We start from the raw sequence: 26,865 nt of genomic DNA, 5'->3' as shown, positions 1-26,865 counted from the left end.
TTATTTTTTCAGTATTACAGTTATATGAATAGTAGATTGAAGCATTTTATGTCATTTCTCCTTCATCGAAATGACAATATTATGGATAATTGGAATTTGGAATTTTCTGAAAATTGGAATTTATTTTTTTACTTTTTAGTAACCGAAACGTGTTTTCCAAAAGTGTAGGCGGCCGTTAATGTGGGGCCATTATATCCCCATTTTAAATAACCGTTAAGTTTTTCTTTTTCAACGTCAACTCTTATGTTTAAACCTGTATAACCAGCTGTTAAACTGAAATTTTTGTAGACATTGTATAAAAGTGAGAGGTTATAACTCCAGATTCTTCCGTCAACGTCGTTAACTTTTAAAGAAAAATAATTTGCATTGGCATAAAGACCAAATTTTTCGCCTAATACAAATTCACCCCAAATTCCAATATCAGGCAAAGGCGCTGTAAAGTCAAAAGTATCGTGGTATTCTGCTTGTGCTGTTTCTCCATCAAATCGTAATCCAATATCGCCCAATAAAACGTGCGCACCAATAAGTGCTCCTATTTCATATTTTGGTTTTGCAATAATGGCATAACTGTAATAAACACGAACAATTTGATTGTCCATAAAGGCTGAAACCTTTGCGTTTAATGGGTAAGTATGGTCGCCAAATTCAATATCACGTTGTAATGTCTTGGTTGAGGTTCTTTTTAGATAGAAAAATTCAGAACCAACTCTTGATCTTTTGGAGATTCTCCATTCAAAAGAACCATCAAATGAGGTAGAATTTTTATTAAATCCCAAATCTTTCTCGAAATCAATCATGTTTCCAAATTCCCCGTTATTACTTCCAACTTCTACCTGTGTATTGTTCGTAGGAAAAAATACTCCGGCAGTAAATTTAAAGCGTCTGTTATGCCAGGGCAGGTCTTCAGGATCATAATTCTGAGGTGTATCAGACTCATTTTGTACGGCAGGTAAAGTATTCTCGGTAGCGATTTCAGCAGTATTCTGAGCGTTAGCCGAAAACCAAAAAAGGGAAATAATCAAAAAAGAAAATAATTTTTTCATGAGATTTATTTTTAAATTTTGGTGGATAATTTTAACAATTAAAGTTAACAAAAAAAATCATTCATTTCTTTTTTTATTCGTTTTATTATTGATAATTCTTCTGGTTATCAGTTGAGTATATGTTTTTGTTAAAATTAGTTGACATGTCACTCTTTTTTGTAATTTTGCATTATGACAGACACAAATACAAATTCAGAACCTTTTGGTAAAGCTTTTAGTGCTGAAATAGCAGACAGTTTTTTATTTCAGATTCACCGAATTAAAAAAGCACTTTTTCGTCGTACGAATGCTTTAATGAGTGAAGCCGGAATTACTTTGCAATTAGAACAATTGCCGCTAATCATGATTTTGCAACATAAAGAATTGTCTCAAAGAGAACTTTCTGATAAGACTATGCGTGACAAATCTTCGATATTAAGAAGCATTAACGCCTTAGAAAAAAAGAGTTTGCTTATTGTCAGAAAAGATAAAACTGACAAACGAAAAAATGTGGTAAGCCTTACGGAAGAAGGAATTGTTTTGGCTAAAAATATTCGTTTGTTAATGAAAAAATCAGAAGATGAGGTGCTTTCTGTTTTTACAGCAAAAGAAAGAATTGAGGCCTTGCAAACCATTAAAAATTATGCTGATAGATTGGAGAGAATATAGAGTATAGAGAATAGAATATAGAATATAGAAGAAAGAAGAAAGAAGAAAGAAGAAAGAAGAAAGAAACTTATGCCGTTGACTAGTAGATTTTAAGACTAAAATCATTTTAATCTGTGGCAAAAAATTATAAAATAAAAAAATGAATAAAAAAGAATTATTAGAAGGACCGATATTGTCTTCATTATTAAAATTAGCTGTGCCTATTATGATTGCCAATCTTTTGCAGGCTGCGTATCAATTGGTTGATGCTTTTTGGGTAGGCCGTTTGGGTGGAGATGCTGTTGCGGCTGTATCTGTTAGTACTCCGGTTATATTTTTAACGATCGCTTTAGGAACGGGTCTTGCCATTGCAGGATCTATTTTAATTGCACAATATTTTGGTGCCGGACAACAGGAAATGGTCAATCATGTGGCAGCACAAACGTTGCTGATGGTGATTTCTGTCTCAGTTGTGTTATCGATTATCGGGTACTGGCTGAGTCCGTATTTTCTGAAGTTGCTTAATGTTACACCAGAGGTTTATAATGATGCATTAGGTTTTATGCGTGTCGCTTTTATCGGATTGGTTTTCAGTTTCAGTTTTATGATTTTCCAATCGGTTATGCGTGGTGTGGGTCGTGTGACTTTACCGGTTTACATTGTTTTGGGAACTGTAATTCTGAATTTTGCGCTTGATCCCTTGTTTATTTTTGGATGGAATTTTATTCCGGCAATGGGTGTAAAAGGTGCTGCTTTGGCAACCTTGTCGACTCAAAGTCTGGCGATCGTTATTGGTTTCTTTATTTTGTTCAGAGGAAAACATGGCATTCATTTGCAGCTAAAAGATTTTAAACCGGATTATAAACACATTAAAAAAGCGTTTAAAATTGGTTTTCCATCGTCTATTGAGCAATCTATGCGTGCGATTGGTATGATGGCGATTACTTTTTTGATTGTGCATTTTGGTACAACAACGGTTGCTTCTTACGGAGCGGGTTCTAATTTAATTCAGCTGATTTTAATTCCGGCCTTAGGGCTTTCTATGGCTATCGCTACTTTAGTGGGTCAAAATATTGGTGCGGGAAATATTGCGCGCGCCGCTCAAATTGGAAAATTAGGGGGGTATTTAGGTTTTGGTTTGCTTAGCGGACTTGGGATTATTGCCTACGCTTTTGCTCCTTATTTAATTGCCTTTTTTGTTCCGAATGATCCCGCTGTAATCGAAGGTGGAACTCAGTTATTGAGAATTACTTGTCTTTCCTGGGGATTTCTTGGTTTACAACTTTGTTTAACCGGAGTTTTCAGAGCCGTGGGAAATACAACGCTTCCAATGATTTTGACTTTGGTTTCGCAATGGGTGATTCAGTTTCCGCTAGCGTATATTTTATCGCATAATACGTCACTTGGTAAAGTCGGAATATGGTGGGCTTTTCCTATCTCATCTGTATTAACGGGATTAATTACGTTACTTTTTTATGCTAAAGGTGACTGGAAAAAAGAACGCTTAACCGGAAAAACAAATAAATTGATTGATAAGGTGGAGAAGGAGATTGTGAAGGAAGGATTTGAGAGTGTTAAGTAAAGGTTCTAAGGTACTAAGATGCTAAGGTTCTGAGGTTTTTTCTGGAGGTTCAAAGGAGCAGAGGGGCAAAGGCTCAGAGGTTTTTTCTGTGAAGGTTCTAAGGTACTAAGATGCTAAGGTTCTGAGGTTTTTTCTTTGAAGGTTCTAAGGTTCTGAGGTGCTAAGGTTCTGAGGTTTTTTCTGGAGGTGCAAAGGAGCAGAGGGGCAAAGGCTCAGAGGTTTTTTCTGTGAAGGTTCTAAGGTTCTGAGCTGCTGAAGTTCTCAGTTTTTGAATAGGCTCCAGCTTTAGCTGGAGTTTGTAGCCAAATTAATTATAAGATATTAACGTAGAGGCGCACAGCAGTGCGTCTCTTTTTTGTTATTTAAAAATGTTTTGAAATTTTAAAACAATAATTGTCTTATGAAAGCCGGACTGCGTGAGGGATAGGAATAAGCTACCGAAGTAGCATGGATAGCCCGACAGCTTTTAAGAAAAGGCCCAATGAACGCAAAGTTGATTGGGCCTTTTTTTAAAAGGTGGCACGTCAAAAATATCAATGTCAATATCAATATCAATGTCAATATCAATGTCAATGTCAATGTCAATATCAATGTCAATATCAATGTCAATATCAATGTCAATATCAAATTTCAATTAGGAAAATTAATAATGACAATAGCTAATAATCAAATTACTCCTGAGTTACTTTTTATTGAAATTGATTTTTGCAATTGTTTACACTCTATTATAATCGGCTTTCCAGTGGACGATGGCTTTTTTTATGGAGTCTCCGGGAAGGCTGTTTTTTATGGTATCTTCGATTAGTGGAATTAATTCGTTATCGGGTGCGAATCTTAGGGCGAATATTTGATCGTCGGTCAATTTGTATTCAAATTCTTCGAATCTTTTTCCGGTTAGGGTGAAATAACGATAACGAAGTTCTAAGCGAACGATTCGGTTTTGCAAAATTAAAGCGTAATGCTGGCGCAACATAAAGGCAAGACAAAACAGAAATATAAAAGCGACACTTATAAAAGCCCAAATTAACGGTTGATCTGTCGTGAATGCCAGGTAAATACTGGCAATGAGAAAGATCGTTAAAATGGGATAATAAACAAAATGATGGGGAGTGTAAAAACGTATGTGGTTGTAATAAGTTTGAATTTTCATAGTTTTTTGGATTTAGATTTAAAGTTAAAAAAAAGAAAAGCTACCCTATGAATAGAATAGCTTTTTTTTCAAAATAAACTAACATAACCAATGTTTCTTATATATAAACCCGAAAGTTTTGCCTTTGGGTTTCTTAATGTTATCTGTATTTTTCAAAAAGCCGTAATTGCATGTAAATCAGTTTTAATGGCTTTATTTCATTTAAGTAAAATTAGATCTAAAGGAGATGTTTTTTGTTATATTTTAATTTGATTATGTTATATGATTTCAATATTTTTTTTGAGAGAATAGAGAGTAGAGAATAGAGAATAGAGAATAGAAAATAGACTTTAGATACAAGAGACAAGATGCAAGAGGAAGGCTTACAGCCTAAAGCTCATTGCTGCTTGCCATTCTTTTAGTTTTGACTGGAAAGATTTTCCTGCGTTGGCGGGGCTGGTTGACGGTAATGTGATGAGATTATACTCTTTTTTTAGGTGCACGTATTTTTTGAAGAAAGCTGCCGCTTTTTGACCATTGAAAAGTATGGTTTTGATGTTTGGATGTTCTGCAAGGAAGGTTTCGAAATCATTGGCAATTTCGTTTTTTATGGCGCTGTCGAGACTTCCTACGCGGTCGCAGAATTGGAGCACGTCCCATAATGCAATATTGTTTTTTTGTAAAAGGGCTTTTCTGGTTTGATAGTCATTTGAGAAATCTTCTTTTAGAATAGGAAACATAAACTTCCAGAAATTATTCTGATTGTGTCCGTAATACTGATTTAATTCTAACGATTTTGTTCCGGGCATTGTGCCTAAAATCAAAATGTTAGCGTCTTGAGAAGTGATTGGGGCGAATGAAAAGCTTTTCATGTTTTGTTTAGATGTTCTCGAAATTAATAACTGTTAAAATAATCATTTATAAGTAATTATAAAACAAATTAGAAAAATTATATAACATTTTTTGCGGCTTGCTAAACGAACTTTGAAGTTCTGGATTTCCTGGTATTCTATCACTTTTTGAATTCTTTTTTACTGAAATCTAAAAACGTTGAATCTCAATTTAATTACACGCAACATGAAAACAGTTATTATTAATACAGAAAAAATTGACGCTATTTTTGAACAGTTACACTCTAATTTTGGAGGAAAGGTAACTTCTGATTTAGATGAATTTACTTTAGAAATTAATAATAGTACTGCCAGAGGATCTATTATTGGTGCTTCTTTCAATGATAATATTTCGTATGTACAGTTCGATATGAATTTTGCTGTTGATGTTCGAATTGATATTACAAATGTAGCGTCATCACCAATTTATTTTGCTTATTGTTCACAAGGAAGCTTGTCACATAGTTTTGGAGTTTCTGGAGAGGAGAGAAGGTTTAAAACTTTTCAAACGGCTATTACTACCTCAAAAGTAAACCAGGATAATGTTTTGTTTTTTGAAAAAGAAAAGAATACAAAATTCACTTTGATTATTGTTGGCACTCAGGCTACTGACCACCAACTCTATGCTCTTGATAATTCATTGAGGGATAAGGTGAAAGAAACTTTTTTTGAAAATAATAATGCAGAGGATTTCTTTTATCTGGGTTCTTACAATCTTCAAATTGCTGAAAAAATAGAACAACTAAATGCTGTAACTCAAACCGGAATTGTTAGAAAATTACTGAAAGAAGGTATTCTGAGAATTATTTTAGCAATGGAAATTCAGCAACATACAGACGATTTGAATGCTTTCTCAAAAGATGCAAATTGTTTGACTTTAAGAGAAATGGAAGAAATAAAAGAGCTTTCAGAATTTATAAAAAACTCTCCGGAAGAGCCTTTTACTATTAAATCATTGAGTAAAAAATCTGGTCTTTCTCCAAATAAATTACAGGAAGGTTTCAAAATGATTCACAACCGCACGGTAAACGATTATATCACCCATATGAGAGTTTTAAAAGCAGAACTTTTAATTAGAACTTCTGACTTAAATATCTCCGAAATAGTATACTGCATTGGTTTTACCAGCAGAAGTTACTTCTCAAAAATCTTCAAACAAAAATTCAATTGTAGTCCTAAGGAGTATAAATTTAATTTGAATCCGCTTGCTATTACTGCTTAGAAAAGTTGCTAAGATTCTGAGGTACTAAGATTCTAAGGTTTTTTCTTAGCTCCTTAGTATCTTAGTATCTTAGTATCTTAGTACCTTAGTACCTCAGAACCTTTAATCACCTTCCAAACCTATAGTACTCCAAATCCTTATTCTTCTTATTATTAAGCGAATCCAATATAGAGTTCATTCCTAAAACGCTAAAGGTTATTCCGTTGCCGCCAAAACCTAAAACGTAATGTTCGTTTTTATCCGGATTTGGTTTTCCGAAATACGGAAGTCCGTCCTGGGTTTCTCCAAAAGTTCCTGCCCAGGAATAATCGATTTTGAAATTAATATCAGGGAATTTTTTCTGAAATTGTTTTAATAAAAACTGTTCTTTTTTAGGTAGTAATTTGTCTCGCCTGACAGGATCTTTAAACTCTTCATCGCCACCTCCCATAATAATGCGGTTATCTGCTGTGATGCGAAAGTAAAAATACGGCTCAGATGTATCCCAGAAAATAGCATTTTTAAAGGAATTGGGTACTTCTGGCAAAGCTTCGGAAGCAATTACATACGTACTTTTAAGATCTACTACTTTTTCGGCTAGTGTTTCCGTGCTTTCATAACCGCTGCAATGTATAATGTGATTTGCAGAGATAAGATGCCTGTTTTCAGTATGCGCTATTAGTTTTTTCGTTTGATTTTGGATGGAGGTAATATTGGTGCGGTCAAAAATTAGCATTCCTTTTTGTTGACAATAATGTAGCAAATCATTCGCCAGGCGATAGGGATCCATAACGGCGGCAGTTTGCGATTCGATCGCTGCCATGGCATTTAATCCCATTTTTTTTAAATCAGATTTCTCAAGCCAGCTGACATTAAAACCATATTGTTTTCGGGTTTTGAATTCGTGTTTTAAATAAGGTATATCCTTTTTATAAGAACAATAATAAATGCTTTTTTTAAACTCAAACTGGCAGTCGCTTTTAATGGTTTCGACTATCGTTCGCAAATCAAAAATAGCTTGTTTTCCATTTTTATAACTTTCAACAGCACATTCTTCTCCTCTTAATTTTATAAGTTCGTGCAAAGGCACATCAATTTCATATTGTAGAAGCGCAGTGCTTGCAGCGGTGCTTCCGTTGCAAATGTCACGACGATCTACAAGGACAACTTTTTTTCCTTCGTTGATTAATTTATAAGCAATAAGAGCACCTGTTATTCCGCCGCCAATAATTAAAATTTCGGTATTTAAATCCTGATCAATAGACGGATAACTGTATTTCATGGCGCTTTTTAAAGGCCAGAAGGTTTCTGTTGAACGAAGTTTCATTTCTTAGTTGGCTTTTTTGCAGCTTTGACAGGTTTTGCAGGTTCAGTAGTTCTTTTAGCAGATTTTAGCTGGCTTCTGTTTTTGTCTTTTCTTTCGTGCTGATCCTGTGCTTCAGCGATTGAATGTGAAGTTCTTATACTTTCATCTTTTTTGGCCAGGTCACTAAGTCTGTGGTAATATTTTTGAACAATAATCATTTCTTCTTCGGTCATACTTTCAATGTCTACCAAGCTGTTGCTTGAATATTCATTTGAAGCCACTAGTTCATTTAGTTTTAATTGAATAGCAAGCGAATCTTTATTTTGCGCTTTCTGAATTAAAAAAACCATAAGGAAAGTGATAATTGTCGTTCCGGTATTAATTACCAATTGCCAGGTCTCAGAATAATTAAAAATTGGCCCTGAAGCTGCCCAAATCACAACAAGTAAAAAAGCACCAATAAAAGCTGGTGTGCTTCCTGCAGCTTTTGAAACATTGGTTGCGAATTTTTCGAAGGCACTAGCGCCTTTTGGTTTTTTCTTTTCCATTTTATTTAACTTTTTGTTTGCTTACTTTTTCTTCCCGTATGACTTTGTTATTTTTTTCGTCATAAACGGCATCATCTATTTTTTGTCCTGTTTTACTAAAAACTTTTATTTTTGGTTCATCATGGGTTCCCGTTATGACAATTGGAAAACCAATAATTCCAAACGGTGGCAATCCCAATCGCATTCTTAAATCTAATAATCCGTCAAAACTTGTTGTACCTTTTATTGTGGGTCTAAAACTGGCCACACTAAAGGTAAAGGGCTCGATATGAATTAAATTATTATCGATTGTAGATTTAACCTGAATTCCTTTCATATCAGGATTGTCTAAACCTTTTTGTCCTGTTTGCGAACTAATTCCATCAAATAATTTTAGACCTTTAACCTGAACATCACGTAAATCTATAGTCCCGCCACCTTCGAGAGATTCGTAAATTGGTCCCATATTTCCGTTTAAATCTCCTTTAACGGTATAATCAACAGAAATAATTCCCTGTGCTTTTTCGGCTACTGTCACCATATCATGAAACATCGGAATTTCTTTGTAGGCTCTTTGTACACTAAAATCTTTAGCTGTAAAATGTGCATCAAAATGTGCCGAAGTTGGCGTTTCGTCTTTATAAGAAGCATTGATTCCTAAAATACAATCGATGATATTAAAAGTGGCGTTATCTAAAAAGAAACCGCCTTTTGCAATTCCGACTTTACCTGAAAGTTTATTTAAAACAAGTCCCTTATATTCGACTTTATCCGCATTTGCAGTAAGCGCGACATTTAAGTTTTTCGGAATAATAACAACCCCGCTCATTTTTGGATGATCTTCTTTAGCATATTCTACTTCGAGGTTGCGGTCTTTATTTTCGCCTTTTTCAAGCGCCATAAATTCATCAACATTAATCAGTTTTGATTTCATGTTGAAGTTTCCACTTAAAGTTCCGTGCGATTCGAGAAAATAATTTATGGTATTCAGAAGATAACCGTTAATATCAAAATCAGATTTTCCGTAAGTAGCATTGAATTTTTCAAACCACATTTTCTCATTCTGAAAACGGAAATTTCCCTGTTTGATAAAGAAGGCCTTCGGAAATAATTCTGATGTTGCTTTGATATTTCTCAACAAGAGAGTTCCGCGATTATCGAGTTTATCATATTGCCCGGTAGTAGCATAACTTTGTCTTCCTATCAAGGAAAGATCGGCTTTGGCATATCCGGTTACATCAAGTCCTTTTTTCGAGAAAACCTGATAGATTCTACCCACGTTCAATTCGCCTTTTATTTTAGCATTATAAGCCAAATCACCGTAATCTGATAAAGTTGCATTTACATACATCGGGTTTCCTTCAAAGACAAAAGAAGCGGGCGCAACGGCAACAATTAAATCCTGAAAAGTTCCTGCTTTGTTTAGTACATTCGCAACAAACGTAATATCGGTAATAGGGTTAGGATAGGATTCGGTTTTTAGCCAGCCCTCACGCAAAGAAATTCCGCCAATGGTTTTAGGAAATAATTTTTTTGACATACTAAAAGAGCCCTTGGCTTTAACGTCTGTTTTTAAAATACCTCTTAAATCAATTGTGTTTAAACCTATTGCGGCATCAACAACGGCAAGATCTAATGCTCCTTTTACGCTGGCATCGACATTCATTTCGGTAAGTCCTTTGCTGCGTAAATAAGCGTTGAAATAATCTTTTTCTCCAACTTTAAATTTTAGAGTTCTCAAATTGATTATTAATTTTTCAGGATCCAGCTCTGGCAATAACGCATTTAAATCCATATTAAAATCAGTCAGCGGAACCGGTGCATTTTGATAATTGATGGCGCCTTTATCAATTTTAAGATTGAAAGCTAAATTTGGTTTTTGTTTTTTTGCCACATTATAATTTCCTTTAAAAGTAAAGAGCAAATCACTTCGCCCGGAAATTTCGGTTTCTTCCAGCCAGGTCAAATATTCAGGTGGCATAACCGATAATAAATCTTTGACAGTTGTATTTTCTGAAGCAGCTTTAATATTGATTTTATAACCATCTCTCAAAATGGTGAATAAGCCCGTAAATTTTAAAGGCAATTTATTGATTTGGAGTTCGTTTTTTTGCAGAATAAAGGAAAGTGCATGTGTATTGATTCGGGTAATTAAATCGGCATGAACTTTTTTTCTTCTCACATAGCCTGTTCGGTCATAATAAAAATCTAGTTTATCAATATCAGCATCCGTACTTAAATCGAAAATATCTTCGCTCAGATTTCCTTTTCCAACATAATTGAAACCGTTTGCATCAACCAAAATTTTAGCCGAACGGTCATTGTATTTAACGTGACAATCTTCAAGGTCGATGCGTTCTAATCGAATCGCAGTTCCTTCCTCTGGCTGGTCTTGATTTTTTATATTTTTTGGATCAGAAATGTAAATATTATAATTAGCTTCTCCTTTTTGATTGACCATTATATTAATCATGGCTTTAGAAACGTATAGCTTGTTGATTTTTACTTCATTGTCAAAAATTAATCGTTTCAGATTAATACCAAAAGCCACTTGTTCTGCTTTTAGTAAAGTATCGTTTCTGAAAGGCGCTGAACCCGTCATTGATAAGTCATCAAGTGATACTGTTAGTGATGGAAAATGGGTAAAAAAAGACAATCGGGACTTCGAAAAATCCATTTTAGTATCAAGACGTTCGTTAGCGATTTTTTTTACTTCGGATGCGACAGTTCCTGGAAATAGTAAGGGGATTAAAAACAATAATAGCAAGATACTTGCTATTACGATTCCTGCTATTTTCAGGATTTTAAGGCTTATATTTTTATAGGAGGCTTTCATGACTATCTTTTTAAATTCTAATTATCCATTTATTGAGATTGTTTTTAATGTATTGAGAAATAGTCTTTTGGGTTTAAAAAGGCATTTTACTTGTTTTAAAAACATCTGAGCTATGTGTTAGAAAAGTTCTTTTATGAGCATAAAAATCTTGTTTCTATGTTGAAAGAAACTAAATTACGATTTAGCTTTATCAGCCGCTTTTTTGGCGTCTGCTTCCTTTTGTTTTTCTTCTTTAGCTTTGTCCTCTTTGGCTTTTTCTTCTTTTTGCTTTTCCTCTTTGGCTTTATCTTCTTTCGCCTTTTGTTCTTTATCTTTCGCCGCTTTTTCAGCTTTTTCAGCTTGTTCTTCTTTTTTATCTTTGGCTTCTTCGGCTTGTTTTTCTTTCTCTTTTTCTTTCTTTTTAAAATAACCTTTAAAAAGGAAATTACTTTTAGCCGCTTCCATATTTTCACTAAAACCTTTGGTACCGCTTTCTAAATTTGATAATGTATTTGAAACGCTATTGGCCATTTTATCATCACGAACCAATCTTGCCAAAGCTCCGTTTCCGTTATTCATACTATGGCTAAAAATGGCTAATTCTTCAGAAATAACGCCTACGTTATCCATGCTTTTTTTGACACTTTTCATAATGTCATTCATTTCGATTCCCTGGATAGAAGCCAATTTTCCTCCGTTTTCAATCTCCTTTGTAGATTTTACACCTGGGGAAATAGTTAAGACTTTATCGCCCATTAATCCATCTGAACCAATACTGGTGCGGGCATCTGTTTTGATGAATTCTCTAACTTCATCTTTTATAACCATTGAAACGACTACCGACGAATCATTTATTAACCTGATTTCTTCGACTGTTCCGATATTAATTCCTGAAAAACGAACATTGTTTCCGACTTCTAAACCGCTTACGGTTTTAAACTGGGATGTAATGTTGAATGTCGAGCCAAAAAGGTTTTTTTGTTTTCCAATAAAGTAAACTGCCAGTATAAAAAGCAGCGAGCCAATTGTTACAAACATTCCTAATTTCCAAGTATATCCAGATTGCTTCTCCATGATTTCTAATAATTTATTTTTTTGGTTTATTCAAAAAAAGAGCGAACCCATTCGTCTTCGTCTTTTTCTAGTTCTTCGTATGTTCCTTCAGCGTGTATTGCACCATCTTTCAAAACCATAATTCGGTCGGCTGTGAGTTTTGCACAAGCCATATCGTGTGTAATGATGATAGAGGTCGTTTTTTGCTTGTGTTTGATATCTAATATTAATTCGCTGATTTCTCTCGATGTTATCGTGTCTAAACCTGTTGTAGGTTCGTCGTATAAAATAATTTCCGGCTTTAAAATTAAAGTTCTGGCCAAGCCAATTCTTTTCTGCATTCCTCCCGATAATTCAGAGGGCATTTTGTCAATTGCATCACCTAATCCAACGTTTTCCAGAGCTTCCATTACTTGACTTTCAACTTCTTCGACCGTCAATTCGCTTTTGTGTTTTTTTAAAGTGAAAGCTAGATTTTCTCTAACTGACATGGAATCGTATAAAGCACCACTTTGGAATAAAAAACCAATGCGGACTCTGATCTCGTTTAATTCCTTTTTACTCAGATTCAGTACATTTTCATTAAACACTTTAATTTCGCCTTTATCGGGTTCAATCAAGCCTACTATACATTTGATTGTAACTGATTTTCCAGAACCGGAACGGCCTAAAATCACTAAATCTTCGCCTTTATTGACCGTTAGGTTTACGCCTTGTAAGACCTTATTGTCTTTACCAAAAGTTTTGTGCAAATCCTTGATTTCAATCATAGGAGTTTTGACTTTTTCTTTTGTTTTTGGTTCTATATTTTCTTTCTCTTTAATCATTACACAAAAAATAAATCGGTTATTTGAACTGCGACCATATCCAGAATAAAAATGGCTAAAGATGCCGTTACCACTGCGGAATTTGCTGCTTTACCTACACTTTCAGTTCCATTTGCGGCATTAAATCCTTTATAACATCCAATCATTCCGATAAAAAATCCGAAGAAAAATGTTTTAATTGTAGCTGGAAACAGATCCAAAAACTCGAGTGATTGAAAAATTTGAGTCATATATCGGTATAAATTCACATCGCCATGAATATTAACCCCAATGTAACCTCCAAAAATTCCGACAGCATCTGCAAAAAATACTAATAACGGAACCATTAAAGTGCAGGCTAAAATTCGTGTTACAACCAAGTAATTATAAGGATTAATAGCGGAAACTTCCATCGCATCGATTTGTTCTGTTACTTTCATGGAACCTAATTCGGCACCAATTCCCGAAGAAATTTTTCCAGCACAAATCAATGCCGTAATTACCGGTGCAATTTCTCTTATCAGCGAAAGCGCAACCATTCCGGGCAACCAGGATTCTGCTCCAAATTTGACTAAGGTTGGTCTGGATTGTAAGGTAAGTACCAAACCCATAATAAAACCTGTTATCGCAACTAATGGCAATGACTTATAGCCAATAACATAACATTGTTTCAAAAGCTCTTTGGCCTCATAAGGAGGAACAAAAACCTCCTTAAAAAACTGCTTTGCAAACAAGGTTGCATTTCCTATTTCGGTGAATGTATTTCGTAAAGTGAGAATCATAGATGTTCTTGTTTTTGTTTGAAAACCGCTATATATCAGCTTTTTATAAAATTGACTATACCTTGATTTTCAAGTAATAAAGTTATCTTAAAACCCAAGAAACACCATTACAGAACTTTGTAGGAACTTTATATAATTAACATTGAAAAACACAATAATTGTGAGGAATTAACGTTAACTGAAAACTTTTTAAAAACAAAAAATCCCTTCTTCGAAAAAAAGGGATTTTCTGGGTTTATAACATTTTGGCCAGTTTTATTGCCGTTATGATATTAAGAGTTAATTGCTACACCTGAATTTGATTTCATTAACGGAATAACTTTAGTATCAGATAATTTAAGATTTTCCATTATTAATCGGGATGTTAAATAACATACTGTTGATTCTGCACCCTGGTTTAAGTTTACATTTTCTTTTTCAAGGCCATCATAACCACCACCGCTTACCGGATTATACATCATTTGATTTAAGTGATTTTTTCCTAAAAACCAGTTAAAGGCCGTTTTCATTTTATGTTTGTATTCCGGCGTTCCAAAAGCATCGTAAAACGAATTCAGCGTATGAATGGTGTATGCCACATCAATTGGCTGTTCGCCATATTCTTTTGCTTCTGAACCTCTGTGCAGCCATCCATTATTAGAAATAACTTTGAAGTTTTTATTGATAAACATTTTCGACATTAAGAAGTCCAATGAATCCATTGCTACTTTCTTGTAAATAGGCTTGTTGGTTACTAAATAGGCAAACAACATTGATTCTGGCAAAATTCCATTTCCGTATGTCATATAATTTTCAAACCATTTCCAATCACTTGAAGCGTGAATTTCATAGTTAGAAAGCAATTTTGCATTCAATTTATTGATAATCGCTGCTACATATAAATTAGGAATAGTAGAATGATATAAATAAAGTCCTTTTGTTGCAAAACCAATCGAACGTGGCGACTGAATAGTTTCTGCCCATTTTAAGGAATTCAATAAAACTTTTGATGCTTTTTTAGAAATAGATTCAGGTAAAATATCACTCATTGAAACTACAGTTCCTAAGGCCCATAAACCTCTTGCATTTGAATCTTCCAAATTAACCTCGGCATTTTGTTCAATATGTTCTCTGTTTTCCTTATCGACATAATTGATGAAATTTCCTTTTGGTTGTTGACATCTCTCAATAAAATCAAGATAGATTAAAATATAAGGCAGATCCTCTTTGTCTTTTGTCAGTTTATAATGCATGCAGAAAGCAATTAAAGCTCTTGCATTATCATCTAAAGTATAACCTGATTCAAGATCTGGAATTGAAATTTTACTGAATTGAATGATTCCCAAATCGGTAGTTAATTTTTTGATATGTCGTAACTGAATTGAAGGATAGCTAAATTTAATTTCGGCTGTATTCTCCATTAAGCTTTTATAGGTATTCATGTGTGTAATCGCTACATTTTCCCAGGAAGAGGCACGTGTTTTTGTAAAGGCGTTAATTCCCATTTCTCTACGCAAATTATCATCTGAAAGTAACTTGATTGTTGCTTCTGAGAATTGATCTACGTTTCCGATATCAACCAGAATTCCACAATCTGAAGTTAACACTTCTAAAGTGTGCGGAATTTTTGAAGCCACCATTGGACAGGCACAACTCATGGCATAAGAAAAAGTGCCACTTACAGCCTGATTTGGATCTTTGGAAGTAAACAAATAAACATCAGTTGCCTGTAAGTATTCTAAAAGTTCGTTTGTGTCGAGATACTCATTGATAAAACGTACGTTGTCTTTTAAACCTAAATCGGCCACTATACCTTCTAATTTGTCACGATAAGCATCAACACCATCTTTTATTAAATTTGGATGTGTTTTTCCGATAACCAAATACAAAACATTTGGTTCTTTTTCGATAATTTTAGGCAGAGCCTGAAGTCCTGTTTCAATATTTTTACCTTCTCCTAAAAGTCCAAAAGTTGAAAGTACTTTTCTGTCCTGAATACCGAATTTTTGTTTCGCCTGATCGGGAGTTTCATAAATTACAATGTGAGTTCCGTGTGGTACACAAGTAATAATTTCTTCAGCAATGTCATAATCTCTCATCAAAATTTCTTTTGATTGATTCGTCATTACAAAAACGGAATTACTGTAACTCAACAATAATTTTACGAAGGTTTTCAATTCATTATTCGGATTTTGAATAACAGAATGAAAAGTATAAGTAACCGGTTTTTTGATTACGTTTAAAAAGTCTAGCAAATAATCACCATAATTTCCTCCAAATAAACCAAATTCATGTTGAATATGAACCAGTTTTACCGATTTGTCGTTATTGATTTGTTCGGCAACTTTAGCATATTCGGCTTTATCTTTTGTGTTTAAAGTAAACGCTTGTGTTGGTTTTACCTTTGGCTCATTGACCAATTCACAAATTTCACAAGTTACTGATTTACCAAAAACATCTGTAATTCCTTTAATGGTATCCTGCGTATAAGTAGCTATTCCACATTGCGTTGGTGGAAATGTTGATAGAAAAACTATTTTCGATTTATTTGTTATCGTTTTCATTGGGATGCTGTTTTAGTTCGTTTAATAAGTCGTTTAGGTTCAAAGAGGCCACCGCAATCTTGTCATCGGCGGCACCGTAATAAATATATAATTGGTCTTCAAAAATGGCTGTCCCCGTCGGGAAAACCACATAATTGACATAACCGTGTCGTTCGTAATATTCTGCAGGCGTAATAATTGGTTTTGGCAATCGGCCTATAACTTTCTGCGGATTTTCAAGGTCTAATAAAACTGCCGAAGCATGATAAACCAATCCTTTTTCTCTTTTTTCTGCTGAGTGATAAATTAACAACCATCCGTCTTTAGTTTCAATAGGAGGAGCTCCCGGACCAATATGACTTGTTTCATGTTCGTACTTAGGTTCCAATACTACATAATCAGGAAGATTCTCTAAATACGTTTTCCAATATTCTGGTGTCAATTCACTTTTTTTCTCATAAGAGAAAATTTGAATGGATGGAAATAATCGGTGTAAACCCACAAATTTTCCATTTATTTTCTTCGGAAAAAGCACCACATTCTTATCCCAAACCAATAGATGCTCTTTCATTGTATGCGTCAAAGGATAGTTTCTTGCTGTATTAACAGCTACTATTTTTGCAACGCTGGAATTCTGTAAATGATTTTTAATATAATTTGTAAAATCATGTAATAAAAACTTTGGCGTTATAATTCCTTTCTTTTTAAACTTAACGAGGTCTTTTGATGTAGCCAAAGCGCCACTGGCATTTATACCGTCATAAGTAACATACGTCATATAAAAAGTATCATCAATTTTTGTGATACGCGGATCTTCGACACCGTGAATTTCATAAATATATTCTGGTACAAAAATCGGTTCAGTATGTCTTTCAACCAGAGTAGTCGGACCTTCAAATCGACAATATCCTATAGTTGAAAAATTTCCCCTTTTAGCAGCTCTGTAAAAAATGTGTACTGTATTTCCATCTTGGTAAATTGCCGGATTTAAAACGCCCAATTCCTCAAAAGCAAGATCTGTCTTTTCTAAAATCACGCCGAGTTTTGTAGCTATAATGGTTTCCGTTGCTGCTAATTCCATATGTTTCTGTTTTATAAGATAAAATTACTTTACGAATACAGGCATAATTGATCCAATCGATCAAAAAATTGACTCAAAAGGATAGATGTGGGAATTATATAATAAGAAGAGGGGGATTATAAAATTAATGTAAAAAACTGACTAATAGAGTATTGCAATACCAAATAAATGTTAATATTAAAACCTTTTATACTATTCATAAAAAAAGCGAAACCAGATTATTAGTTTCGCTTTTTTTGATAGTAAAATTTTTATATCTGTAAGTTTTACGCTTCAGGTTTTTAGTCGCAGTCTCAGTCTTAGTTTTCAGTGGCAGTTTACAGTCTCAGTTTTCACTGTTTACTGCGACTGTGACTGCAAACTTTTCAACAGTCTCAGATTTCACTGTTTACTCCGACTGTGACTGTACACTTTTCAACAGTCTCAGTTTTCACGGTCTACTGTGACTGCGACTGAAAACTGCGACTGTGACTACAAACTTTTCAACAGTCTCAGTTTTCACGGTCTACTGTGACTGCCACTGAAAACTGCCACTGAAAACTGCCACTGAAAACTGCGACTGACAACTCCTAATGACGTAGCGAATAATGCTTCTTTGTAATAAAGGCAATTGGAATTCCGATGCAAAATATCAAAATTATAATAGAAAGAAATAGAGGAAAATCAAGATGTTTTTCGGGTAGAACAGGAAATACTGTTGGTAAAACTACCAGATTCATTATGATCCAAACAAAAATGCCATATAAAATGCCGGATAATAAAGTATTCTTTTTTAGAAAAGTGAAGTACGGATAGATAGTAAAATAAAACCAGGCAAAGGTCAACGCTATCAAATAATGTAATAATAATCCATACAGCGCCATTTGTGATCCGCCGGAATAGGCATCTTTTTTAAATATCCCGGAAGCTATGGATTGAAGGATTTTAATAGCAGTCGTTTTTTGCAAGACAACGGCATAAACTATAATTGCAGCAAGCATGTCGAGCGTGCCGGCAATTAAACCAGATAAAAAAATTGTTCCGTTTTTTGATTTCATATGTGGTTTGAGGTTTGGTTTTGAAAGTTTTGGTGTTATATTTTGTTCACTATTTTATAAATCTCATTCAATTGATGCGTATGTCTTTGCGTGTGGATAAGTGCGAAAGAAAGCCATTCCAAAATAGTAAATTTTTCAAATCCGGGAACCTGAGAGTCAAGACAAGTCAGGGTTAAATCGTGGATTGCCGATAATGTAAGTAAATCAGCTTCTTTATTAAGAAGTTCCAATGTTTGCTCACCTTTATTGTAATCGATAATTTCAGGTAATAAATAATCTGGAGCGTTCATTTTTATGTTGAAGTTCAAAAACAGCGCTTCAATATCTTTAATGTACAAATCAGGTGTGCGGGTAGTTTCTTCTGTTTTTCCCAGAAATAATGCTGCATACCCAGAACAGGCCTTAAGAATATGTTGCGTGGTTTGTCCTGCCGTCCAGCTTCCTTCATAAGGAACCGTATTCAACTCGGTTTCAGAAAACTTAGAATGGATTTCGCTTAAATTTTTGAATGTTTCGACAATGTTGGTTTGAAGTGTTGTTTTCATCTTTTTGATTTAAATTGTGAATTCATTTACTGATGTGATCCACCAGACATTTCCAAAAGGATCTGTTACGCCGCAAGTACGGCCATATTCCTGATCGCTTAATCCCATCAATTCTGTTGCGCCTTCCTCTAATGCTTTTTTGAAACTTTCGTCGGCATTCGGAACATAGACAAATAAGTTTGCCGTTTGCGGTTTCCAATCGTTAGCGGTATCGGCAAACATAATAGTGCTACCGTGAATATTAATTTCAGCATGCAATGCAGTTCCGTCATCGCGCAATTGAGGTGCGTGTAAAATAGTAGCATTAAAAACGTTTTTTGTGAAGTCGATAAATTGTAATGCACCATCTAAAATTAGATATGGCATTATCGTTTGATGGTTTTTTGGAATATTCATTTTTTGTGATTTGATGATTAGCGATTACCCAAATTTACAATTTTAAATTAAATATTTAAAAATCAAATGATTATGTTTTGATCTGTTAGCTTTAATTTTTTTTAAAAAAATCTAAACACATAGAAATATAGATTTTATATATAAAAAAGGCAACAAAAAAACTAGTTGTTACTACATAGTTAATGTGTCTTTATACTAGTGAAATGACTTTTTAAGATTCCTAAGCGCTATGTTTCTATGTGTTAAAATGAATTATAATCAAATGATTATGTTTTTGTCACAAAAGCACTTCGCAATGAAATCCCTACGAATCAAGAAGTTCGATAATTTTTTTATGTGAAATGGAAGCACCATGAATGCGCAGGATTTTATCACAATCTTCCAAGTCAAAATTGATAGCACTGTTTGGAAAATGCTCAAGAAGTTTCCCCACAATCACAATAGACTGCTCGACTTCCTGAACATTTGTTTTGAAAACTTCTATCATCGCCTAAAAGTTTATAACGCAATATTTTTATAGCGTTCGATTTTATGATAATAATGATACGATATAGCCAGAATCACTAGAAAGATAAGTGGGAAGAAAGATTGAAAATTAATTCCGTCAACAGCAAAATGGCTTATAGACGCAAATATGAAATCAAAACCAAATCCGGCATAAGCCCATTCTTTAACGTTCTTAGGAATCTGTGGAATTACCAGAACTAAAACACCTAAAATTTTAAAGACAACTAAAGCATTCCCAAAATATTCCGGGTAACCTAAATGTCGAATTCCCTCTTTAGCCATTTCAGATTGAGAAGTCAAGGCCGGCATAACACCTTCAAACAGGAAAATAATAATTGTAGTAATCCAGAAAATAATCTTTGCTTTTTTCATGTGGTTTTTGTTTTAAATAGTTATCAGTTAATTATTTAATACAAATCTACTAATGTTATTTTTCTTACGGAATAGTTATTTACGACTATTTTAGGGGCATTTGGGACATTTGGTAGTTTTCAGTCCCGGTTTTCAGTTTTATGAGGAGAGAATAGAATATAGAATATAGAGAATAGAGGCAAGAAACAAGAAGCAAGAGAATAGAATATAGAATATTGATGAAAGAAGCACAAAATCTGCTGGATCTGCAGAATCTGCGAGAGTTTTTTTTTAACACAGTAACCACACAGTTTGTCATCCCGAGGGACGAGGGATCCCCGCAAGAAACTCCACAATCAAAATCGCCAATCTTTGTCGAGCTACTCGCGGGGATCCCTCGTTCCTCGGGATGACAAAAATGGCGATAACCTATGAAAGCAATAAAAGATAAACAAAGAATCCGCCAAAAACCGCGTCATCCGTGTTCCATTATCGACAGTATCCAAAATAAAACTTTGCGAACATTGCGTAAACCCTTAGCGCCCCTTGCGGTTAAGTCAAAAAAAAACGCTGCAAAACCGAAGTCTCACAGCGTCATCTCAAATAAATAATTAAAACGGGTATTATCTCCAACCACCACCCAATGCGCGATATAACTCGGTATTGGCAGAAAGTTGTGCTCTTTTTATATCAGCTAACTCTAATTCGCTTTGCAATAAACTTGCCTGCGCAGAAAGTACTTCAAGGTATTCTGCCATTCCGTTTTTGAATAACAGATTGGCATTTTTAATTGCTTGTTGCAGCGTTTTTACGCGTTCTTGCAAGAAAGCTTCTTGTTGTTGTAATTTTTCAACAGCAACCAAAGCATCTGCAACTTCACTAACGGCTACTAAAACAGATTGTCTGAAATTGATAACCGCCTTTTCTCTTTCAACAACAGCAATATTATACTGTGTTCTTATTCTTTTATTGTTCAATAAAGGCTGCGTTAAACCTCCGGCAACCGTTCCGAATAATGAAGCCGGAATAGTAAACCAATTGCTTGCTTCGAATGAATTCACACCACCTTGCGCCGTAATTCTCAAGGCTGGATAAAAATCGGCTTTTGTGATTCCGACATTGGCATTAGCTACTTTTAAAGCCAATTCGGCACTTTTTACATCCGGTCTTCTGCTTACTAAGGATGACGGAATTCCGACAGCGGCATTGTTTTTTACAGCAATAGTGCTCAAACGAATCGTTCTTTGTTTTGAATCAGGGAAAGATCCTGTCAATACACTCAAAGCATTTTCCTGGATAGCAATGTTTTGTTCCAATAGCGGAATCAATTGCGCTGAGTTTAATTTCTGCGCTTCCGATTGTTGAATAGCTAATGAAGTAACTTGTCCGGCATCATATTTTAATTTGATGATACTGGTTGTACTATCATTCAGTTTTAGGGTTTGTCTGGCAATTTCCAATTGTGCATCCAACATCAAAAGATTGTAATATCCTTTAGAAACATCGGCAACAATAGTGGTTTGCAATGCTTTTTTTACCTCTTCAGATTGAAGATATTCAGCAAAAGCGCCTTTTTTCTGATTCTTGATTTTTCCCCAAATATCAGCTTCCCATGAAAGCGTTGCTCCGGCTGTAAAATCATTAATGTGATTTTGCCCTAAAGCCTGACCCAGGTTTTTCCCCGTAAAACTATTGTCTGACGGATTGCTGGTACTTGCAGTAACACCCAAATTTATCTGAGGAACATTATTCCATTTTGATTGTGTGAATCGATATTGTGCAATTTCAATGTTTTTGGTAGCGATTTGTAAATCGTTATTTCGAACTACCGCACTGTCAATAAGCTTGATAATATCTTTCTCTGTAAAGAAGTTTTTCCACTCCAAATCGGCAATACTCGTCGTATCTTTTGAAACCGATGCATTCCTGAAATTCTCAGGAAGTGCATCTTTTGGAGTTTCAATATCCTTCGAAACAGAACAGGATATCAATGTGGTGATCAAAATAGCGACCATCACGATTTTGGTTATATACTTTTTCATTTTATAAGTTGTCATTAAATTTCTGTACAAGTATCTTTTTTAGTTTCAAGATCTCTTGAGATTCTGTACGATATATAGCCGATGCCGAAAATGATGGCCACCAGAATTGTCGTTATATAATTTTCCATATTTATTTTTCTTCTTCGTTATGAACTACTGCTACCGGTTTTCCGGTAACTTTTTCTTGTAAATGTTGGAATACGATGAATAAAACCGGGATGATTAACAACCCTAGAATTACTCCTGAAATCATACCTCCGGCGGCACCAATACTAATAGAGTGGTTACCTTGTGCTGATGGTCCTTTGGCACTCATCATCGGAATTAATCCTACTACGAAAGCCAGCGACGTCATGATAATTGGACGTAAACGTAATTTGGCTGCATCGATAGAAGCTTTAACCAAGGCCTGTCCGGATTTTCGTTTCTGGACGGCGAACTCGACAATCAGAATCGCATTCTTGGCGAGCAATCCAATTAACATTACCAAGGCAACTTGTACATAAATGTTATTTTCAATTCCTGTTAAACCAATGGCTACGAATACTCCAAAAATTCCTGCAGGTATAGATAAGATTACTGCTAAAGGCAAAATGTAACTTTCATACTGTGCGGCAAGTAAGAAATAGATGAATATCAAACACAGTAAGAAAATAGTTGCCGATTGACCTCCGGAAGAAATTTCTTCACGGGTTTGTCCTGACCATTCATAACTATATCCTGCAGGTAATTGTTGTTTTGCCACTTCTTCAATCGCTTTGATGGCGTCTCCTGAACTAAATCCTGGTTTCGGAATCGCATTAATCGAAATCGAATTAAACAAGTTGTATCTCGAAGCGGTTTCAGAACCATAAATACGGCTTAGTTTTACTAAAGTGTTTATCGGAACCATTTCGCCATTTTTGTTTTTCACAAAAACTCTGTCAATTGCTGAAGGATCTGCTCTGTCGGCAATATCAGCCTGAACTACAACTCGGTAATATTTACCAAATCTATTAAAGTCAGAGGCTTGTGCACTACCAAAATAAGCCTGCATTGTTTGAAGGATATCTTTTACTTTAACACCTAACTGATCTGCTTTTTCGTCATTGATATCTAATTGTAATTGAGGATAATCGGCTTTGAAAGAGGTAAAGGCTACAGCAATTTCAGGGCGTTTCATTACTTCACCAATAAAGTTTTGTGATATTCCACTAAACTTATCCAGTTTACCTCCGGTTTTATCCTGAAGAACCAAATCCAATGCCTCAACGTTACTAAATCCGGGAACAGTTGGGAAACTAAATACGAAGAAACTTCCTCCGGAAATCGCGCCCAATTGGCCACGAACCTGATTCATGATTTCGTCAATATTTTTAACCTCGCCACGTTCTTCATTTGGTTTAAGCAATACGAATACTACGGCTGATGATGGGCTTGTAGAATTTGTCAATAAGTTGAAACCTGAAATAGCGGTTACAAATCGTGATGCATCTAATTTTTTTAATGTGTTTTCTGCTTCTGTCATTACTTTCTGAGTTCCGTCTAATGATGTTCCGGAAGGCGTATTAACAGCAATTGCAATAAAACCTTGATCTTCTGTTGGGATAAACCCGGCAGGAGTAGTTTTTACCATTACAATTGTAGCGAAAGTAATTAAAGCCAATCCACCTAAACTAACCCATTTGTTGCGAATTAAGAATTTTAATCCCCCAACATAACGGTTGGTCAATGCTTCAAAACTATTGTTGAATCCGGTAAAGAATTTCTCTTTAAATCCTTGTTTTTTGTATGGCGCATCTCCTTCGTGTGCAGCATGATTATCTTTTAAGAATAAAGCGGCAAGGGCAGGTGATAATGTTAAAGCGTTTACGGCTGAAATTACAATTGCAATCGCCATCGTAAAGGCAAACTGACGATAGAAAACCCCGGTTGAACCTTCCATAAAACCGACCGGCAGGAATACAGCAGCCATTACCAGCGTAATCGAGATAATAGCACCCGTTATTTCGTGCATTGCTTCATGTGTGGCTACTTTTGGAGACAGATGTTTGTGCTCCATTTTCGCATGCACGGCTTCGACGACGACAATCGCATCATCCACCACAATACCAATCGCCAGAATTAAAGCGAAAAGCGTTAGAAGGTTGATCGAAAAGCCGAATAACTGCATGAAGAAGAACGTTCCTAAAATTGCTACAGGTACAGCAATGGCCGGAATTAATGTTGATCTGAAATCCTGCAAGAAGATAAAAACAACTATAAATACCAGTATAAAAGCTTCAATCAAAGTATGTTCAACCTGTTCGATAGATTGGTCAAGAGATACTTTTGTACTGTAGAAAATATTGTGTTTTATTCCTTGTGGGAAATCTTTAGAGGCTTTCACCATCAATTTATTAATCGCAATCTGAATTTCATTTGAATTAGAACCTGCTAACTGAATAACACCAATTACAACTCCTTTTTTACCGTTCAAACGAGTTAAACTGTTATAAGAGTAAGCACCAAGCTCGACTCTGGCAACATCTTTTAAGCGAAGGATAGAACCATCTGCATTCGAACGAATGGCAATGTTTTGATAATCCTCCGGTTTAGTAAGTTTCCCTTTGTATTTAATTACGTATTCAAAAACTTCTTTACTTCTTTCACCAAATTTACCCGGCGCAGCTTCCAAACTTTTGTCCTGAATAGCGGCCATAACTTCATTTGGCGTCACATTGTAAGTCGACATTTGAGTTGGGTTTAACCAAACTCTCATCGAGTAATCTTTAACTCCACCAAAAATACTGGCAGAACCTACACCCGGAATACGTTTGATTTCCGGAATAATATTAATTTGAGCATAGTTGGCAACAAAAGTCTGATCGTATTTCGATTCGTCTTCTGTGTACATACCAATCGCCATGATGAAACTGTTTTGTTGCTTCGCGGTAATTACACCTTGCTGAACAACCTCTGCAGGCAACTGACTTGTCGCCTGAGCAACTCTGTTCTGCACGTTAACTGCGGCCTGATCGGCATCTGTACCTAATTTAAAGAAAACAGTAATTGCAAGTGTACCATCGTTACTCGCTGTTGAACTCATGTACGTCATGTTTTCAACACCATTTATAGACTCTTCCAGAGAAGGCGCAACCGAACGTAAAACTGTTTCGGCATTCGCTCCCGGATAAACCGCCGTAACCAAAACCGAGGGAGGCGCAATATCAGGAAACTGTTGTAAAGGCAATTTTGTAAGTCCAAGTACACCCAGGATCACCAATAAAATGGAGATTACGGTTGCCAGTACAGGTCTTTGTATAAATATTTTGAACATTGTCGTAAAAATTATTTTTTGTTAATTATTTGGGCAACTTCAGCAGTCGATTTTTGAGGCTGGATAACTTGTCCTTCCTGAAGTTTGTCGATTCCGCTTAAAACAATTTGGTCGCCAGATTTTACACCTTCGCCAATAAGATAGTTAGTTCCGCTTTTACCAATAATCGTGATTGGCATTTTGTTTACTTTATTTCCTTTGTTCAGGGTATAAACAAACACTTTATCCTGCATTTCGATAGTAGCCGATTGTGGTACCAGAATCGCATCGTCATGATTGATTCCTAAACGAATTTTTCCTGTATTTCCAGAACGTAATGTTCCGTTTGCATTAGGGAAAGTTGCTCTTAAAGTAATCGCACCGGTGTTTTTATCAAATTGACCATCTACCATATCAATTTTTCCTGTTTGTGCATAAGCATTATTATCAGCCAAAATCAAAGTTACAGGAGGTAATTTTTTGATTTTATCACCCAATGTATTTCCGGCATATTGTGTTTTGAATTTGATGAAATCAGTTTCACCAAGAGAGAAGTAAACAAAAACTTCGTGTACATCTGAAAGTTTGGTTAACGGTTCAATATCAGTAGCCGAAACTAAACTTCCTTGTTTTTTAGGCAATCTTCCTATGTAACCACTAACAGGGGCTGTCACATTAGTATATCCTAAATTAATTCTGGCAGATGCTACCATTGCTCTTGCTTGCTCGATATTAGCAGCAGCAATTTTTTGAGAAGCTTTAGCTGTTTTCAATTGATAATCAGAAACTACTTTGTTTTGTACTAAAGGAGTTAATTTATCAACTTCTAACTGTGCATTAATCAAAGCCGCTTCAGAAGCATGAAGGCTGGCCAAAGCATTGTTCAATTGCTCACGGAAAGGACGTTCGTTTATTTTGAATAAAGTTTGACCTTTACTTACATAAGCACCTTCGTCTACTAAAACGCGATCAAGGTTTCCGCTTACTTGTGGACGAATCTCTACGTCTACAGTTCCTTGTATCGAAGCTGGATATTCAGCATCCGTAACAGCATCAGAGTTTTGAATCGCTAAAACTGGCAAGAGTGGAGCTGCCGGAGCAGGAGCCTGCGCTTTATCGGCACAACTGCTTAGTACAAGTGCCAGAATAAAACTGGTTATAATTACATTTTTCATTTTCATATTGGTTTTAATTTGTTGGACATTCATTTGAGTTAAAATCTTTTGTAATCTGGCATTCCGGGTATTCATGTTTAATTGAATTAAATTATCTAACGTTGTTAAGTTAAAGGGCGCAAAATTCCGTATAGTGAGCCCATTGCGATTCCTTAAGAAATCGGTATTAAA

At 35.2% G+C, this 26,865-nt stretch carries 22 protein-coding genes; 3 read left to right on the top strand and 19 right to left on the bottom strand.

Going from position 1 to position 26,865, the window contains the following annotated elements:
• Window positions 1–128: 128 nt before the first annotated feature.
• Complete coding sequence (locus B0A65_RS12770) at window positions 129–1,043, bottom strand: hypothetical protein (RefSeq protein WP_074661972.1); 915 nt, start codon at window positions 1,041–1,043, stop codon at window positions 129–131.
• 171 nt (window positions 1,044–1,214) lie between these two features.
• Between B0A65_RS12770 and B0A65_RS12765 the strand changes: the two genes are divergently transcribed.
• Both B0A65_RS12765 and B0A65_RS12760 read left to right on the top strand, forming a co-directional pair.
• A complete protein-coding gene (locus tag B0A65_RS12765; protein WP_074661970.1) occupies window positions 1,215–1,691 on the top strand; it encodes a MarR family winged helix-turn-helix transcriptional regulator in 477 nt (158 codons plus the stop codon).
• Between the two features lie 139 nt (window positions 1,692–1,830).
• Complete coding sequence (locus B0A65_RS12760; RefSeq protein WP_074661967.1) at window positions 1,831–3,252, top strand: MATE family efflux transporter; 1,422 nt, start codon at window positions 1,831–1,833, stop codon at window positions 3,250–3,252.
• Between the two features lie 715 nt (window positions 3,253–3,967).
• Here the strand turns inward: B0A65_RS12760 and B0A65_RS12755 are convergent.
• Window positions 3,968–4,402, bottom strand: a complete 435-nt coding sequence (locus B0A65_RS12755; protein WP_074661965.1) for a DUF6526 family protein — start codon at window positions 4,400–4,402, stop codon at window positions 3,968–3,970.
• A 362-nt stretch (window positions 4,403–4,764) separates the two neighbouring features.
• Window positions 4,765–5,253: a DNA-deoxyinosine glycosylase gene (locus B0A65_RS12750; RefSeq protein WP_074661962.1), complete on the bottom strand. Its 489-nt coding sequence runs from the start codon at window positions 5,251–5,253 to the stop codon at window positions 4,765–4,767.
• Window positions 5,254–5,458: 205 nt separating this feature from the next.
• On the opposite strand from B0A65_RS12750, the gene B0A65_RS12745 reads away from it, so the two are divergent.
• Complete coding sequence (locus tag B0A65_RS12745) at window positions 5,459–6,493, top strand: helix-turn-helix domain-containing protein (RefSeq protein WP_074661960.1); 1,035 nt, start codon at window positions 5,459–5,461, stop codon at window positions 6,491–6,493.
• A 106-nt stretch (window positions 6,494–6,599) separates the two neighbouring features.
• Here B0A65_RS12745 and B0A65_RS12740 read toward each other — a convergent pair whose 3' ends face one another.
• From B0A65_RS12740 to B0A65_RS12665, 16 genes are all read right to left on the bottom strand, one after another.
• The gene (locus B0A65_RS12740; protein WP_074661957.1) at window positions 6,600–7,799 is read right to left on the bottom strand and encodes an NAD(P)/FAD-dependent oxidoreductase; all 1,200 of its coding nucleotides are present in this window, start codon (window positions 7,797–7,799) and stop codon (window positions 6,600–6,602) included.
• Window positions 7,796–8,326, bottom strand: a complete 531-nt coding sequence (locus B0A65_RS12735; RefSeq protein ID WP_074661954.1) for a low affinity iron permease family protein — start codon at window positions 8,324–8,326, stop codon at window positions 7,796–7,798. The genes B0A65_RS12740 and B0A65_RS12735 overlap by 4 nt, the downstream gene beginning before the upstream one ends.
• 1 nt (window position 8,327) lies before the next feature.
• Window positions 8,328–11,141, bottom strand: coding sequence for an AsmA family protein (locus tag B0A65_RS12730; protein WP_074661951.1), 2,814 nt, complete (start codon window positions 11,139–11,141; stop codon window positions 8,328–8,330).
• Between the two features lie 174 nt (window positions 11,142–11,315).
• Complete coding sequence (locus B0A65_RS12725; RefSeq protein WP_074661949.1) at window positions 11,316–12,194, bottom strand: MlaD family protein; 879 nt, start codon at window positions 12,192–12,194, stop codon at window positions 11,316–11,318.
• A 26-nt stretch (window positions 12,195–12,220) separates the two neighbouring features.
• A complete protein-coding gene (locus B0A65_RS12720) occupies window positions 12,221–13,000 on the bottom strand; it encodes an ABC transporter ATP-binding protein (RefSeq protein WP_074661946.1) in 780 nt (259 codons plus the stop codon).
• Window positions 13,000–13,761 (bottom strand): MlaE family ABC transporter permease, encoded by a 762-nt coding sequence (locus tag B0A65_RS12715; RefSeq protein WP_074661944.1) that lies wholly within the window; start codon window positions 13,759–13,761, stop codon window positions 13,000–13,002. Before B0A65_RS12715 ends, B0A65_RS12720 begins: the two co-directional genes overlap by 1 nt.
• Before the next feature lie 272 nt (window positions 13,762–14,033).
• A complete protein-coding gene (locus B0A65_RS12710; protein ID WP_074661942.1) occupies window positions 14,034–16,304 on the bottom strand; it encodes a glycosyltransferase in 2,271 nt (756 codons plus the stop codon).
• Entirely contained in the window at window positions 16,285–17,364 is a 1,080-nt protein-coding gene (locus tag B0A65_RS12705) for a glycoside hydrolase family 130 protein (RefSeq protein WP_074661940.1), read from the bottom strand. The genes B0A65_RS12710 and B0A65_RS12705 overlap by 20 nt, the downstream gene beginning before the upstream one ends.
• A gap of 569 nt (window positions 17,365–17,933) precedes the next feature.
• The gene (locus B0A65_RS12700; RefSeq protein WP_074661937.1) at window positions 17,934–18,401 is read right to left on the bottom strand and encodes a DUF1440 domain-containing protein; all 468 of its coding nucleotides are present in this window, start codon (window positions 18,399–18,401) and stop codon (window positions 17,934–17,936) included.
• A 35-nt stretch (window positions 18,402–18,436) separates the two neighbouring features.
• Window positions 18,437–18,946 (bottom strand): DinB family protein, encoded by a 510-nt coding sequence (locus B0A65_RS12695; protein ID WP_074661934.1) that lies wholly within the window; start codon window positions 18,944–18,946, stop codon window positions 18,437–18,439.
• Window positions 18,947–18,955: 9 nt separating this feature from the next.
• Window positions 18,956–19,342, bottom strand: a complete 387-nt coding sequence (locus B0A65_RS12690; protein WP_074661933.1) for a VOC family protein — start codon at window positions 19,340–19,342, stop codon at window positions 18,956–18,958.
• A gap of 304 nt (window positions 19,343–19,646) precedes the next feature.
• Complete coding sequence (locus B0A65_RS12685; RefSeq protein ID WP_074661930.1) at window positions 19,647–19,829, bottom strand: hypothetical protein; 183 nt, start codon at window positions 19,827–19,829, stop codon at window positions 19,647–19,649.
• 11 nt (window positions 19,830–19,840) lie between these two features.
• On the bottom strand, window positions 19,841–20,221 hold the full coding sequence (locus B0A65_RS12680; RefSeq protein WP_074661928.1) for a DoxX family protein: 381 nt from the start codon (window positions 20,219–20,221) through the stop codon (window positions 19,841–19,843).
• A gap of 602 nt (window positions 20,222–20,823) precedes the next feature.
• Window positions 20,824–22,242, bottom strand: a complete 1,419-nt coding sequence (locus B0A65_RS12675; protein WP_074662374.1) for a TolC family protein — start codon at window positions 22,240–22,242, stop codon at window positions 20,824–20,826.
• A 130-nt stretch (window positions 22,243–22,372) separates the two neighbouring features.
• The gene (locus tag B0A65_RS12670; protein ID WP_074661925.1) at window positions 22,373–25,540 is read right to left on the bottom strand and encodes an efflux RND transporter permease subunit; all 3,168 of its coding nucleotides are present in this window, start codon (window positions 25,538–25,540) and stop codon (window positions 22,373–22,375) included.
• Between the two features lie 11 nt (window positions 25,541–25,551).
• Window positions 25,552–26,769 carry an efflux RND transporter periplasmic adaptor subunit gene (locus B0A65_RS12665; RefSeq protein WP_074661922.1) on the bottom strand — a complete coding sequence of 406 codons (1,218 nt, stop codon included), beginning with the start codon at window positions 26,767–26,769 and terminating at the stop codon, window positions 25,552–25,554.
• Between the last annotated feature and the right edge of the window lie 96 nt (window positions 26,770–26,865).

The sequence above is a fragment of the Flavobacterium frigidimaris genome, assembly GCF_002217275.1.
In the GTDB taxonomy this organism is placed as follows: Bacteria; Bacteroidota; Bacteroidia; order Flavobacteriales; family Flavobacteriaceae; genus Flavobacterium; species Flavobacterium aquidurense.
Note: the sequence above shows the minus strand (reverse complement) of the source record. Positions and strands in the feature narration are given on the sequence as shown.

Bases quoted from the DNA above. Each gene is read 5' to 3' on its own strand.
- B0A65_RS12675 (WP_074662374.1), bottom strand. From the start codon at position 22,242: ATGAAAAAGTATATAACCAAAATCGTGATGGTCGCTATTTTGATCACC.
- B0A65_RS12755 (WP_074661965.1), bottom strand. From the start codon at position 4,402: ATGAAAATTCAAACTTATTACAACCACATACGTTTTTACACTCCCCAT.
- B0A65_RS12700 (WP_074661937.1), bottom strand. From the start codon at position 18,401: ATGAAATCAAAAAACGGAACAATTTTTTTATCTGGTTTAATTGCCGGC.
- B0A65_RS12705 (WP_074661940.1), bottom strand. From the start codon at position 17,364: ATGGAATTAGCAGCAACGGAAACCATTATAGCTACAAAACTCGGCGTG.
- B0A65_RS12765 (WP_074661970.1), top strand. From the start codon at position 1,215: ATGACAGACACAAATACAAATTCAGAACCTTTTGGTAAAGCTTTTAGT.
- B0A65_RS12670 (WP_074661925.1), bottom strand. From the start codon at position 25,540: ATGTTCAAAATATTTATACAAAGACCTGTACTGGCAACCGTAATCTCC.
- B0A65_RS12680 (WP_074661928.1), bottom strand. From the start codon at position 20,221: ATGAAAAAAGCAAAGATTATTTTCTGGATTACTACAATTATTATTTTC.
- B0A65_RS12720 (WP_074661946.1), bottom strand. From the start codon at position 13,000: ATGATTAAAGAGAAAGAAAATATAGAACCAAAAACAAAAGAAAAAGTC.
- B0A65_RS12665 (WP_074661922.1), bottom strand. From the start codon at position 26,769: ATGAATACCCGGAATGCCAGATTACAAAAGATTTTAACTCAAATGAAT.
- B0A65_RS12685 (WP_074661930.1), bottom strand. From the start codon at position 19,829: ATGATAGAAGTTTTCAAAACAAATGTTCAGGAAGTCGAGCAGTCTATT.
- B0A65_RS12690 (WP_074661933.1), bottom strand. From the start codon at position 19,342: ATGAATATTCCAAAAAACCATCAAACGATAATGCCATATCTAATTTTA.
- B0A65_RS12710 (WP_074661942.1), bottom strand. From the start codon at position 16,304: ATGAAAACGATAACAAATAAATCGAAAATAGTTTTTCTATCAACATTT.
- B0A65_RS12750 (WP_074661962.1), bottom strand. From the start codon at position 5,253: ATGAAAAGCTTTTCATTCGCCCCAATCACTTCTCAAGACGCTAACATT.
- B0A65_RS12730 (WP_074661951.1), bottom strand. From the start codon at position 11,141: ATGAAAGCCTCCTATAAAAATATAAGCCTTAAAATCCTGAAAATAGCA.
- B0A65_RS12745 (WP_074661960.1), top strand. From the start codon at position 5,459: ATGAAAACAGTTATTATTAATACAGAAAAAATTGACGCTATTTTTGAA.
- B0A65_RS12715 (WP_074661944.1), bottom strand. From the start codon at position 13,761: ATGATTCTCACTTTACGAAATACATTCACCGAAATAGGAAATGCAACC.
- B0A65_RS12695 (WP_074661934.1), bottom strand. From the start codon at position 18,946: ATGAAAACAACACTTCAAACCAACATTGTCGAAACATTCAAAAATTTA.
- B0A65_RS12770 (WP_074661972.1), bottom strand. From the start codon at position 1,043: ATGAAAAAATTATTTTCTTTTTTGATTATTTCCCTTTTTTGGTTTTCG.
- B0A65_RS12740 (WP_074661957.1), bottom strand. From the start codon at position 7,799: ATGAAACTTCGTTCAACAGAAACCTTCTGGCCTTTAAAAAGCGCCATG.
- B0A65_RS12760 (WP_074661967.1), top strand. From the start codon at position 1,831: ATGAATAAAAAAGAATTATTAGAAGGACCGATATTGTCTTCATTATTA.
- B0A65_RS12725 (WP_074661949.1), bottom strand. From the start codon at position 12,194: ATGGAGAAGCAATCTGGATATACTTGGAAATTAGGAATGTTTGTAACA.
- B0A65_RS12735 (WP_074661954.1), bottom strand. From the start codon at position 8,326: ATGGAAAAGAAAAAACCAAAAGGCGCTAGTGCCTTCGAAAAATTCGCA.